The following is a 12,119-nucleotide window of genomic DNA, read 5'->3' as shown; positions in this document are numbered from 1 at the left end:
TCGTCTGGACCTGTTGGCGGGCAACAACCTCGTCAACAAGGCCGGTGGCATCATCGCCGGGCGTGACGTCAACCTGACCGCGATCAATGACGATGTGATCAACGAACGCACGGTCACCACCCATGAAAGCGCCAGCGACTCCCGCAGCGAGCGACGGGGTTTCGTCGACAGCGCGGCCCGTATCGAAGCGGCCAACTACCTGACCATCCGCGCCGGACGCGATATCAACAGCGGCGGTGGCGTGTTGAAAAGCGGCGCCGACACCACGATCAGCGCCGGTCGTGATGTCCACTTCGGCTCCGCCGAGCAGGTCGACAGCAACGAGGCCGGCCCCAACCACCGCAATCAGACCATCACCCAGTACCGCTCCAGTATTGACGTTGGCCGTGATCTGAAAGTCGACGCCGGACGTGATATCAGCGCCATCGCCAGCCAGATCGACGCCAAACGCAACATCGCCATGAGCGCCGAAAACCTGACCCTGGCCTCGGCAGCGGACGAGCAGCACTCGTACAGCAAGAGCAAGGAGGTGAAGAGCCAGGAAGACCATGTTCACCAGGTGTCCACCACCCTCACCGCTGGCGGCAATGTTGCGCTGAGCGCGGGCAAGGACCTGACGCTGACTTCCAGCCGCATCAACGCGGGCGCCGAAGCGTACCTGGTGGCGGGCAACAACCTTCAACTGCTGGCCGCACAAGACAGCGATTACTCGCTGTACGACATGAAGAAAAGAGGCAGTTGGGGCAGCAAGAAAACCCAGCACGATGAAGTGACTCAAGTCACGAACGTCGGCAGTGAAATCAAGACCGGTGGGGACCTGACGCTGGCCAGCGGTGGGGATCAGAAGTACCAGGTGGCCAAGCTTGAAAGCGGTAAGGACCTGACGCTGCAAAGCGGCGGCGCCATCACCTTTGAAGGGGTGAAGGATCTGCATCAGGAGAGTCATGAGAAGAGCAGCAGTGACCTCGCCTGGAACAGTGCCGAAGGCAAAGGCAACACCGATGAAGCCCTGCGCCAGAGCCAACTGCTGGCTAAAGGCAATCTGGTGATCAAAGCCGTCGACGGCCTGCACATCGACGTCAAGCAAATCAACCAGAACACCGTCAGCCAGACCATTGACGCGATGGTCAAGGCCGATCCGCAACTGGCTTGGCTCAAGGACGCCGAGAAGCGTGGGGATGTGGATTGGCGACAGATTAAGGAGGTGCACGACTCCTTCAAATACGACCATTCCGGGCTGGGCCAAGGGGCGATGCTGGCGATCATTATTATCGTCACAGTATTGACGGCGGGCGCGGCGAGTACGGCGGTGGCTTCTGCCAGTACGGCAATGGGAGCCACAGCCGGTGGGACCATGGCGGCGGCAACGACAGCTACCGCAGCTACCGCAGCAACGGCGACTACTGCTGCCACCGCTGCCACCGTTGCCACCTCGGCGGGTCTGGGAAACATCATTGCCACCGCATCGTTGACCTCCCTTGCCAGTACGGGCGTGGTCAGCACGATAAACAACAAGGGCAACCTGGGAGCCGCATTCAAGGAAACCTTCAGTAGCGACAGCATGAAACAAGCGCTGATCGCGGGCGCCTCAGCAGGATTTGTGAATTACGCCAGTGGCAACTGGTTTGGCGCACAGAGCGACCCTATCACTAACAAAGTGAGTGGCCCGAGCGTAGTACCTCATTGGAACGATCCGGCGGCTATTGGTCGGTTCGGTACGATCCAGTTAGCGGGCGGAGCGGTGCGTGGAACGCTTTCTGAAGCCCTTGGGCAAGGCAGCTTCAAGGACGCAATGAAGGGCAGCGCCTTCGATGTGCTTCAGGCTACTGCTTTCACAGGTGTTGGTGATTTTGGCGATGCCTTCAAACCCACCCTTCAAGACAGCGGCCTAAGTAAAACCGCTCTGCATGCTGTCGTGGGTGGGTTGCTTTCAGAAGCAATGGGGGGCGACTTTAAAACGGGGGCGATCGCCGCAGGCGCTAATGAAGCGCTTATCACGACCTTGGATAAAACGCCGTTACTCAGTAGCGATGACCCCGCAGAGCACGACCGGTTGGTAAACGCTGCGTCCAAACTGGTGGGGTTGCTGGCGGCAGCAAGTGTTGATGGCGACGTTTCTCGAGGCTCGGAAATCGCCGGGAATGCACAGTCTTACAACCGTAAATTGCACGTTCAAGAAGAGAAAAGACTTGCTCTTGAGGCTAAGAATTTAGATGCCTCAACTGGCAAAAGCCAATCAGGCTTCGAATGGAACGCTCTACTGACATTCGTAGCAGGGGGTGAAGTCGATAAGCAGACCAACAATGAACTACAGGGAATTCTGTCCGGCTATAGCCCGAATAACCCAGAGGGGCAGCACTTAGCTGACGACCTGCGTGTTGCCCGAGGAGTGGTCACTCAACTGCAGAACGAAAAGGTGCTTTTGACGTGGTCGGATGGGAGCCCCATCGTCGCGAACGGCGACAAGGTCGTTGCGTTCACATCTACGGATAGGCAGTACAACGACTCGCGCCTCTTCAATCCTTCGAGCAATTCCACCTACAACAACGCCCCTGGTGGTATGGGTGTAGTACCGGACAAGTGGGCTGAGCAATACGGGGATTCCATTGCTATCAGGAAGCTTCCTGAAATTGGTGCGCTCAGTGCCAATGCTGAGGCCCAAGCAGAGCAAATGGACCGGTTACGTGTTCTGGCGGGTGGCGGAATCAATTCGAATATTGATCTCAAGCTACTTGTTGAGCTTATGCCCATAGGCGGGGTGGGCAAGGGAACGCTTCTGAGCGCAATCAAGGGCTTGGCAGCGCGAGATGCATTGGCCGTCAAAGGTGTGGAGGCAGTTGCTGGGAAGGGTGCGGAGGCATTTGCTGGAAAGGGGATTGAGTCCGCTGGTGCAAACGGTGCGGGAGAAGTAGCAGGGGCGGGTACTTTTGCACAGACAACAGCAAGTACTGCGCAGAGGCCAGCCCTTCCGTCAGGCTATCGCGAAGGCAGCTCAGGGGGCGCAGCCTTCAATGAGACGGGTGAATTGCCTGAAGGTTATCGGCGGGTCAGCAATACCAAGACTGGTAATACTGAAGTCGTCGGCTCAGATGGCGTCTTTTATTACGAAAACGCCGAGGGTGGACTGAGGCCGAAGGCTGGAGGTAATCTGGCAGAGTTGGTGGCGGCTGAGGCGAGGATCTCGGGTGCAAAAGGGACAGGTACTGCTGGGGAGATTGCTGGTGCGGGTGCTAGTCAGAAATTGCCAGAAGGGAGGCTAGTTCCAGATCCTCTGCAAGTCCCAGATGTTCCGAATGCGCCAGGAATGGACCGTCCATTCCGACCGATCAATCCAGATTTCCCTCCAGATAAGTCAGTCGTTGATGCGATGAGTGGTGAGCGTATTCAGGGGATGATAAAGTGTGACAGCACAGATTGCTCTGATATAGCAAGCAAGTTGTTTGATGCTGCTGGTGGCAAGGGTAAAATCATAGAGGTGAGGCCATCTAAAACGGGCGATTTGAATGTTTTTGAAAATGGCGCGACGGAGCCGGGGCAGTTTTATCATCAGATTTATACTGATGGTCGGTACGTATATGATCCGCGTTTGTCCTCGGCTCCTATCCCAAAGGGAGATTGGGAGCAACATATAAAGGGGATTAATCCTGACGGTATATCAATTTCTGATAAATTGAAGGGGCTATAATGAGTGTCTCTAAAATCCAGGCCTTAGAGGGCCGTCTGTTGAATGTGTTGGGTGACATCTCTCCTCTTGAGTGGAGGAAATATCAACAACGGTTTCCTGATGTGTGGAGTGTTGATCATTTTGAGCCGGAAGACCGTTCCACTTTCCCACCATGGGTTGCATTCAGGTTTGAACAAGAGAACTCCGAAACGATTGCAAGGCTCAAACGGGCTATTGATGACTATAAAGGGAAAGTTATTTGGTGCTTGGTTGAACATAAGCGCGAATACAATGCTGGGTCCAATTGGTTGATAGGTCCAAGGCGTCTGCTTGAAGTCGAGGGCATAGCATCGAACTATGGGTTGACTGCAAAGCAATATATTTCTGAGCATGAACCAGATTTTGGGCCTGTTGCCTATGACGATTTTTTAGGACTGACCGAGAATATTAAATGTGCGTTTTTTGGGGGCGAGTAATCGAGCGGCAAGACTCGATAAGCTTCTTATTCTATTGTCGAAATTATTGGAAGCGAAAAATGCGAAAAGGGGACAGATTTGAATGGCACTTACTTAACCTTCTTCGGGTGCCCATTTCTCCGTACCTCAGCCCTTGCCGATCGACGTGCTTGCATCAGCATGGGGTAAGGCTTGGGTCTTCGTTTTAAAGCGCGGGGCTCTATCCTGCCAGGCCGGTTTCCGACACGTTTGCAGGCAATCAACTCGAGCAGGCTCAACAACTCATCGCCGTATTCGCCAACCCCGTACTGCCTCAACGCAAGGCACAGCTGAAGACTATGCTTGAAGCTCAGTTCTCGCGGTAAACAATCCGCTAACAGCGCGGATTGGGCCATGATCATCCGAATCAGATTGTGCGCCAGCAGATAAATCCATAACTCTTTGACGGCCATGCCAGGTGTCTTGCAGCTCAGCGTTTCAAGCCCCAACGTTGTCTTGAGATTGCATAGATCCAGCTCAACATGCCATCGGCCCTTATACAGCGATTTGAGCGCTGCTTTCGGTACTTGCTGCGGGCAGCTCAAGGTCGTCACCAGGATTTTTCCGCCGGTTTTCAGTTCACGTACTGTCAGTGTCTCTGGCGCATCGTCGTAATAGGTCTGACTCATGCAGGAAGGCCGCTGCTTGGGCTTTTTCAATTCAACCAAATGATCTTCCGACCCCAACGATTTCCCCATTTGAAAATCAGTACTACGTCGTCGTGCGCCATATTGCTCGAACACCCCATCGACCCCACGACGTTGCAGTTCACACAACAAAAAATACGTCGCGTAGTAGGCATCGCCCAACACAACGTCACCTCGATTCAAGGTGTCGAGCATTGTTCTGAGCAGCGTCTGCTCATCGCCGCCTTTGCCTCGAAAGCGCCCCAGCGAGGCGTCTAAAACTGCTCCGCTGGCGAGGCAAATGATTCCCACCAAACGGCAGATGGGAAAGCCCAATCCAGCTTTTTGTCCACGAGATTGTGGATACGCCTCTTGGTTGGCCAGCGTATCGGGCATGGTGACCGTGGTGCCATCCACAAGATGCACAGGTCGCCCCATCCAGCGCCATGACGGCGGTGCCTTGTTGCTCATTGATGTGCCGGTGGAGCGCAACAAAGTCGAAACCATCTCTACTGGCAACCGTGCTCGGGCTTTGCAGTAAGCCCCGGTATGAACGCTGCTGGGCTTTAAACCATCGCAGGAACGCTTGATCGACAAGTCATTCACCGCATTCTGGCAAGAGCGATCAGCATTCATCGCCTGGGCCAAAAACATCGACAGTGTTTCGGCCGGTGGGAACAGCCGCTGACGATGTTTGGGTATCGTTGACTCAACGCGTTGCAGAAGCTCTGGATCGCTGAGCAGCCTGAAGAAGGCGTGAGCATTGCTGTTGGTGGCGTGTTGACGAATGCGCTGCTGTTGATGCCTGACGATTTGACGTCTACGATTCACTCGGGCTGGTCCTTGCTCTGTGGGTGTGTGTTCGCAACTATCACCGTAGACCAAGGCCAGCCTTTTTTCATTTTTTTGCAGTCACATCAGCCAGTTAGCTGCTAAGTAAGTGCCATTCTGGTCTGTCCCCTATTTTGACGGCTTAGTTTCGGACACTACATTCCCTTAGGATCTGACCTGTTTGCGCCAGTTGGACAAAGACATCTCGCTGACCCCTTCGCGCCGGGAAACTTCGGCCATCGTCAGGCTCAGCGGGGGAAGCAGCATCTTGAGCAATGCGGCTCTACGTTCAGATGAATAATACGGCACGACCAGTCTCTTTCCGCCCCCGATATGCTTTTTCAGGAAAATTCGGAGAGGCGACAACTATCCTGACACCGGGGGCAGGGTCAATCCTTTTTGGGTCGTGGCGGGTTGTCCTGACGATAGGTATGCTGGGGGTTGATGACCAATTGCCTGACCTGGCTGTCCAACTCTTTGCTGTGATACAGGTCCAGGCATTTGAGCAGCTCAAAGCGAACGCCTTGACGCTCTGATTCGACCAGTGGATTGTGATAATCACGAGCCAGAAACTGGTCAACCAGAGGTTTACCGGCTTGAGGTGCTTGCTCCAGATCGAAATAGGTCCAGTCCATAAGCGCACTGGCACTGCTTCCGGCGTCCTGGGCGGCTTTAGGTTCGCTCTTGTAGGCTGTAGCGATGCAGTCTGCCAGCACCATATCCTTGTAGTTTTGCGCGTAGGTGCGCCCGCCTGCCTGTGGGGAGTTGGTCGGATCATCCTTGGACCAACTGTTGGAAGGTGCGGCTGCCCAAGCCAGTACCAAGACCGCAGTCAGATATTTCATCAAGGCAAACTCCAGAAGTTTGCGCGGTCGGTTTGATAGTTCACACCCGGCTCATTGAAATAGCAGTGGTCATAACACATTCTGCCGTCAAACAATGTGGCATGCCCCTGAGCGTCCGACCAACCAGAAACTTCAAACAAAATAAGTCCCTTCCTGCCCGCCAGGGTGCCACCATCTGCGGCCGGGTATTTGACCGTCTCGGCACTTCCCCATTGCTGTTCCAGATAGGCAATCAGGCTTTTGACGCGATAAAAGTACCAGCGCTTGTCGGCGCCAGACACGGTTTCGCCAACTATTCGCGGTATGAGTGAGCCGGAGTAATTGAGGATATAACTCATGCGCACTGCGCACGTGTTGACCCACCTTAGGGCTGGATCACGGCTGTTAATGTTCGTTGCAACATTGCCACCGATGACTGTCGCAACTTTTTCAGATGGATTGAGGGTGTCGTAAATCCGTTGAGAAGCCGCCCACGCGCTAGAAAATGAGGGTCGAATCATGTTTCATCCTTGATTTTAGGAAGCAGAAAATCGCAGCAGTTTAATCCTTCATGCTTGAGGTAACGATGGTGGCACACACCGCTCAACAGGACCTCATACTTCGAGCCCTTGGCGTTGCGACCAGCGTGCTGGGACCGAACGGTGTCAATGAGTTGATGGAAGGCGGTGCGTTCAGCCTCGACGCGAGAGACAAAGATGCCCCGGTCGATTTCGCTTTCGATCATGCGTACCCAGGCTTGGGCGTCGGATTTTGTTTCGAAGGTTTTGCGTTGGGCTGGGTAGCCCTTACGGCGAATTTGCGCTTCCCACTGATACTCGCCGCGATTCCTGATTGTTGCCATTTCGACCATTCCCGCCACGTTCAAGTGTGGCAAATTTGTGGCAAAAACGACTTTCAGGACCAGGACAGGTTTTTATCAGGAGCGCTATTCCCTTGTCATACAAGGGAAAGAAGATGGTGCACCAGGCGGGATTCGAACCCACGACCCCTGCCTTCGGAGGGCAGTACTCTATCCAGCTGAGCTACTGGTGCAGCGCGGGCGCCATGATACTCATATGCGCTGCGGGCGTCCATGCTGCTGAATAGCCTGATGTTTCGCGCCCGCCGAGTGGGTGTTTACGACGTTGATCAGAAAAACAGGGCAAATGCGGCGTTTTCGTTCTTTTTTTCGAACAGCCTATTGTCCTTTACCCCCTTTGATCCTAGGATTCGTTTGAGATTTCAAACGCTCTTGTCTGGGTGCTGAACCGCACGAGCTTCAATAGTGCGCTATTTATGTGCTTCAGCCCGGTGAATGATTTCCCTGACGGCAGCCTTCAAGGCGCCTTTCAACAATCATAATTTGCTCCGCGCGTGCGCGGTGCTGTTAAGGAAAGCCGACATGCAGCTTAAAGACACCCTGTTGTTCCGCCAGCAAGCCTTCGTTGATGGCGCTTGGGTCGATGCGGACAATGGTCAGACGATCAACGTCACCAACCCGGCAACGGGCGAAATTCTGGGCACTGTGCCGAAAATGGGCGCTGCCGAAACCCGCCGTGCGATCGAAGCCGCTGACAAAGCGCTGCCGGCCTGGCGTGCACTGACCGCCAAAGAGCGCGCGAACAAGCTGCGTCGCTGGTTCGAACTGATCATTGAAAACCAGGACGACCTGGCTCGCCTGATGACTCTGGAGCAAGGCAAGCCATTGGCCGAAGCCAAGGGCGAAATCGTTTACGCCGCGTCCTTCATCGAATGGTTCGCCGAAGAAGCCAAGCGCATCTACGGTGACGTGATTCCGGGCCACCAGCCAGACAAGCGCCTGATCGTGATCAAGCAGCCGATCGGCGTGACCGCTGCCATCACTCCGTGGAACTTCCCGGCTGCGATGATCACCCGTAAAGCCGGCCCGGCCCTGGCCGCCGGCTGCACCATGGTGCTCAAGCCTGCTTCGCAAACGCCTTACTCGGCCTTCGCCCTGGCTGAGCTGGCCCAGCGTGCCGGTATTCCGAAAGGCGTGCTGAGCGTTGTGACCGGCAGCGCCGGCGACATCGGCAGCGAACTGACCAGCAACCCGATCGTGCGCAAATTGTCCTTCACCGGCTCGACCGAAATCGGTCGTCAGCTGATGGCCGAATGTGCCAAGGACATCAAGAAAGTCTCCCTGGAACTGGGCGGCAACGCTCCGTTCATCGTGTTCGACGACGCGGACCTGGATAAGGCCGTCGAAGGCGCGATCATTTCCAAATACCGCAACAACGGCCAGACCTGCGTTTGCGCCAACCGCCTGTACATTCAGGATTCGGTGTACGACGCGTTCGCTGAAAAACTCAAAGTGGCCGTGGCCAAACTCAAGATCGGCAACGGTCTGGAAGAAGGCACCACCACTGGCCCGTTGATCGACGGCAAAGCCGTGGCCAAGGTTCAGGAGCACATTGCTGATGCCCTGAGCAAAGGCGCAACCCTGCTGGCCGGTGGCAAGGTGATGGAAGGCAACTTCTTCGAACCGACCATCCTGACCAACGTGCCGAAAAGCGCTGCAGTGGCCAAGGAAGAAACCTTCGGTCCATTGGCGCCACTGTTCCGCTTCAAAGACGAAGCCGAAGTGATCGCGATGTCGAACGACACCGAGTTCGGTCTGGCCTCGTACTTCTATGCGCGTGACCTGGGTCGTGTGTTCCGTGTGGCTGAAGCCCTGGAATACGGCATGGTCGGCGTCAACACCGGGTTGATCTCCAACGAAGTCGCGCCGTTCGGTGGCATCAAGGCCTCGGGCCTGGGCCGTGAAGGCTCCAAGTACGGCATCGAAGATTACCTGGAAATCAAATACCTCTGCCTGGGCATCTGATCAGGTAAGGAATTAAACGCAAAGGGCACGAGAGCGCTGTCCCTTTGCGGGCTTCAAACGTTATTTCTCGGTGGCCGGGAAAGCTGTGGCAGTCGATCATCGCATGCTGCCGTAGTTGCCTCCCCGCCACGTATTCCTTGGACCACGCCGCCCTGAGCTGCGAATGAGGACATATGAGCAAGACAAATGCTTCTTTGATGAAACGCCGCGAAGCCGCTGTACCACGCGGTGTTGGCCAGATTCACCCGATCTTCGCCGACTCGGCGAAGAACGCCACCGTGACCGACGTTGAAGGTCGCGAGTTCATCGACTTCGCCGGCGGTATCGCCGTGCTGAACACCGGTCACCTGCACCCGAAAGTCATCGCGGCCGTGACCGAGCAGCTGAACAAGCTCACTCACACCTGCTTCCAGGTGCTGGCTTACGAGCCGTACGTAGAACTGTGCGAAAAAATCAACGCCAAGGTTCCAGGTGATTTCGCCAAGAAAACCCTGCTGGTGACCACTGGCTCCGAAGCCGTGGAAAACTCCATCAAGATCGCCCGTGCCGCCACTGGCCGTGCTGGCGTGATTGCCTTCACCGGTGCTTACCACGGTCGCACCATGATGACCCTGGGCCTGACCGGTAAAGTCGTGCCTTACTCGGCCGGCATGGGCCTGATGCCAGGCGGCATCTTCCGCGCGCTGTACCCGAACGAACTGCATGGCGTGAGCATCGACGATTCGATCGCCAGCATCGAGCGCATCTTCAAGAACGACGCCGAGCCGCGTGACATCGCTGCGATCATCATCGAGCCGGTTCAGGGCGAAGGTGGTTTCTACGTTGCGCCGAAAGAGTTCATGAAGCGTCTGCGTGCCCTGTGCGACCAGCACGGCATTCTGTTGATCGCTGACGAAGTACAAACCGGCGCTGGTCGTACCGGCACCTTCTTCGCCATGGAACAGATGGGCGTTGCAGCCGACCTGACCACTTTCGCCAAATCCATCGCTGGCGGCTTCCCGCTGGCCGGTGTGTGCGGCAAGGCTGAATACATGGACGCCATCGCTCCAGGCGGCCTGGGCGGCACTTACGCCGGTAGCCCGATCGCTTGCGCCGCTGCGCTGGCGGTGATGGAAGTGTTCGAAGAAGAGCATCTGCTGGATCGCTGCAAGGCAGTCGGAGAGCGTCTGGTCACTGGCCTCAAGGCTATCCAGGCCAAGTACCCGGTGATCGGTGAAGTGCGTGCCCTGGGCGCGATGATCGCGGTTGAACTGTTCGAAAACGGCGACAGCCACAAGCCTAACGCTGCAGCCGTCGCCCAAGTCGTGGCCAAGGCACGCGACAAGGGTCTGATCCTGCTGTCGTGCGGCACTTACGGCAATGTGCTGCGTGTACTGGTACCGCTGACTGCACCGGACGAGCAACTGGATAAAGGTCTGGCGATTATGGAAGAGTGCTTCTCCGAGCTCTGATTGCCTAGTGTGACCTGATCGACAAAAAACCCGCTTCGGCGGGTTTTTTTTGTCACTTGAAACACATCGGCGGCTTTTGCGCTGTATCGAATGGCCAGCATTGTCTAAGGTGCAGCATTGTCTCGGAGTGAACTGATGACCGCTGTTGATTTACCGGCTGTACCGCGAGTGCTGATTGCCGAGGCTGACCCTTGGTCTCGTGACCTGCTCAAGCAGGTGTTGCTGCACGTGCGCTGCGATGCGCGACTGGATCTGTGTGCCGATGGCCAGCAGGCGCTGGAGCTGTTGAGTGAAAATTCTTATGACCTGGTGATTGCCGATTCGGAGCTTTCCGGTGTCGATGGCCTGGGTTTGCTGCGCAGTGTGCGTCAGCGGCGACGTAACCCGGTGTTGCCGTTCATTTTGATGAGCAGCCGCAACGACAGTGCCAGCGTGCGCGAGGTGTTGCCGCTGGCCCCGACGGCCTATCTGACCAAACCCCTGAACATGGAAGGTCTGACTCAGCGCCTGCAGGACTTGCTCCTGAGCGCCGGCCAGACGGTTTCCTGTGATGTCCCGGCGCTGGCGCCCGGCATGACCTTGTCGACCTTCCTTGAGCGTCGGCGTGAGTTGGCGGACGGCGCGCCGTTGCTCGCGGACGTGCAGCTGGCGGTCAAGCGCGGCCTGAACCCCAATGGCCTCGATCTGAAGCTGCTGGAGGAAGAAGTGCGCACTGACCCGCAGATCACCGCCGTGCTGATCGCCGCCGCCAACAGCGCCTCGCAGCACCTTGGCGACATCGTGCAGACTGTGTCCCAGGCCTTGAACCGCCTGGGCACCGGGCAAAGCATGAACCTGATCGTTGGCCTGGCCCTCAAGCGCAGTGCGAAGTTGAGTGATCCGTGCCTGGCCGATTACGCCGAGCGCTACTGGGAGCTGTCACTGCACACCGCCGAATACGGACGGACCCTGGCGCGCTTGCTCGATCTCGATCAGGAGCGGTGTTATTGCGCCGGCATGCTCCATCGCCTCGGCGATCTGGCGCTGTTACGTTGCTTGCAGGAGTGGATACAGGCGGGAGGCGAACTGGACGAGCAGGAAGAGGTCGGCGACGCGCTGGCTGAATTTGGTGCGGCCTATGGTTCGGCGTTGCGCACCCGCTGGCGGCTTCCGCTGGAGTTGCGAGAGCTGATTGCGGCGGTCTATCAGCTCGGTGGCGGGGTTTATTCCCGTGAAGCGCTGGTGATGAACCTGGCGGCGCAACTCGCTCGCCTGACCGAGCATGAAGGCGTTGAAGAACTGGCCAAAAGCCGAACGGCGCGCCTGCTCAAAATCGGCCTGCCGGAACTGCTGCGCTTGCGCAAACGCTGATCGCGACAAGTCCGATTGATCGTTCCCACGCGGG

At 56.5% G+C, this 12,119-nt stretch carries 9 protein-coding genes, 1 tRNA gene and 1 pseudogene; 5 read left to right on the top strand and 6 right to left on the bottom strand.

The annotated features are described in order from the left end of the window. A partial coding sequence (locus FPT12_RS21000; protein WP_178098828.1) for a DUF637 domain-containing protein occupies positions 1 to 3,685 on the top strand: 3,685 nt, incomplete at its 5' end. Next, entirely contained in the window at positions 3,685 to 4,140 is a 456-nt protein-coding gene (locus FPT12_RS20995) for a hypothetical protein (RefSeq protein WP_145019510.1), read from the top strand. The genes FPT12_RS21000 and FPT12_RS20995, both read left to right, overlap by 1 nt. Positions 4,141 to 4,229: 89 nt before the next feature. Here the strand turns inward: FPT12_RS20995 and FPT12_RS20990 are convergent, their stop codons facing one another. From FPT12_RS20990 to FPT12_RS20965, 6 genes and pseudogenes are all read right to left on the bottom strand, one after another. Then, positions 4,230 to 5,615 carry an IS4 family transposase gene (locus tag FPT12_RS20990; protein ID WP_145019507.1) on the bottom strand — a complete coding sequence of 462 codons (1,386 nt, stop codon included), beginning with the start codon at positions 5,613 to 5,615 and terminating at the stop codon, positions 4,230 to 4,232. A gap of 168 nt (positions 5,616 to 5,783) precedes the next feature. Further along, positions 5,784 to 5,924: pseudogene (locus FPT12_RS20985) on the bottom strand (transposase); the annotation flags it as partial. Positions 5,925 to 6,004: 80 nt separating this feature from the next. After that, positions 6,005 to 6,460, bottom strand: coding sequence for a type VI secretion system amidase immunity protein Tai4 (locus FPT12_RS20980; protein ID WP_145019504.1), 456 nt, complete (start codon positions 6,458 to 6,460; stop codon positions 6,005 to 6,007). Then, on the bottom strand, positions 6,460 to 6,960 hold the full coding sequence (locus FPT12_RS20975; protein ID WP_145019501.1) for a type VI secretion system amidase effector protein Tae4: 501 nt from the start codon (positions 6,958 to 6,960) through the stop codon (positions 6,460 to 6,462). Before FPT12_RS20975 ends, FPT12_RS20980 begins: the two co-directional genes overlap by 1 nt. Next, on the bottom strand, positions 6,957 to 7,310 hold the full coding sequence (locus FPT12_RS20970; protein WP_256676830.1) for a DNA recombinase: 354 nt from the start codon (positions 7,308 to 7,310) through the stop codon (positions 6,957 to 6,959). Before FPT12_RS20970 ends, FPT12_RS20975 begins: the two co-directional genes overlap by 4 nt. A gap of 105 nt (positions 7,311 to 7,415) precedes the next feature. Next, positions 7,416 to 7,492, bottom strand: a tRNA-Arg gene (locus FPT12_RS20965). A gap of 349 nt (positions 7,493 to 7,841) precedes the next feature. Here FPT12_RS20965 and gabD point away from each other — a divergent pair. The 3 genes from gabD (at position 7,842) to FPT12_RS20950 (ending at position 12,085) form a co-directional block, all read left to right on the top strand. Beyond that, the gene (gene gabD, locus FPT12_RS20960) at positions 7,842 to 9,284 is read left to right on the top strand and encodes an NADP-dependent succinate-semialdehyde dehydrogenase (RefSeq protein WP_145019498.1); all 1,443 of its coding nucleotides are present in this window, start codon (positions 7,842 to 7,844) and stop codon (positions 9,282 to 9,284) included. 173 nt (positions 9,285 to 9,457) lie between these two features. Continuing rightward, a complete protein-coding gene (gene gabT / locus FPT12_RS20955; RefSeq protein ID WP_145019495.1) occupies positions 9,458 to 10,735 on the top strand; it encodes a 4-aminobutyrate--2-oxoglutarate transaminase in 1,278 nt (425 codons plus the stop codon). A gap of 135 nt (positions 10,736 to 10,870) precedes the next feature. Next, positions 10,871 to 12,085 (top strand): response regulator, encoded by a 1,215-nt coding sequence (locus tag FPT12_RS20950; protein ID WP_145019492.1) that lies wholly within the window; start codon positions 10,871 to 10,873, stop codon positions 12,083 to 12,085. The last annotated feature ends 34 nt before the right edge of the window (positions 12,086 to 12,119 follow it).

It is taken from the genome of Pseudomonas sp. H3(2019) (assembly GCF_007713465.1).
Classification (GTDB): domain Bacteria; phylum Pseudomonadota; class Gammaproteobacteria; order Pseudomonadales; family Pseudomonadaceae; genus Aquipseudomonas.
Note: the sequence above shows the minus strand (reverse complement) of the source record. Positions and strands in the feature narration are given on the sequence as shown.

Excerpts from the sequence above, each read along its gene's own strand:
- FPT12_RS20995 (WP_145019510.1), top strand. The coding sequence starts at position 3,685 with ATGAGTGTCTCTAAAATCCAGGCCTTAGAGGGCCGTCTGTTGAATGTG.
- FPT12_RS20980 (WP_145019504.1), bottom strand. The coding sequence starts at position 6,460 with ATGAAATATCTGACTGCGGTCTTGGTACTGGCTTGGGCAGCCGCACCT.
- FPT12_RS20975 (WP_145019501.1), bottom strand. The coding sequence starts at position 6,960 with ATGATTCGACCCTCATTTTCTAGCGCGTGGGCGGCTTCTCAACGGATT.
- FPT12_RS20970 (WP_256676830.1), bottom strand. The coding sequence starts at position 7,310 with ATGGTCGAAATGGCAACAATCAGGAATCGCGGCGAGTATCAGTGGGAA.
- gabD (WP_145019498.1), top strand. The coding sequence starts at position 7,842 with ATGCAGCTTAAAGACACCCTGTTGTTCCGCCAGCAAGCCTTCGTTGAT.
- gabT (WP_145019495.1), top strand. The coding sequence starts at position 9,458 with ATGAGCAAGACAAATGCTTCTTTGATGAAACGCCGCGAAGCCGCTGTA.
- FPT12_RS20950 (WP_145019492.1), top strand. The coding sequence starts at position 10,871 with ATGACCGCTGTTGATTTACCGGCTGTACCGCGAGTGCTGATTGCCGAG.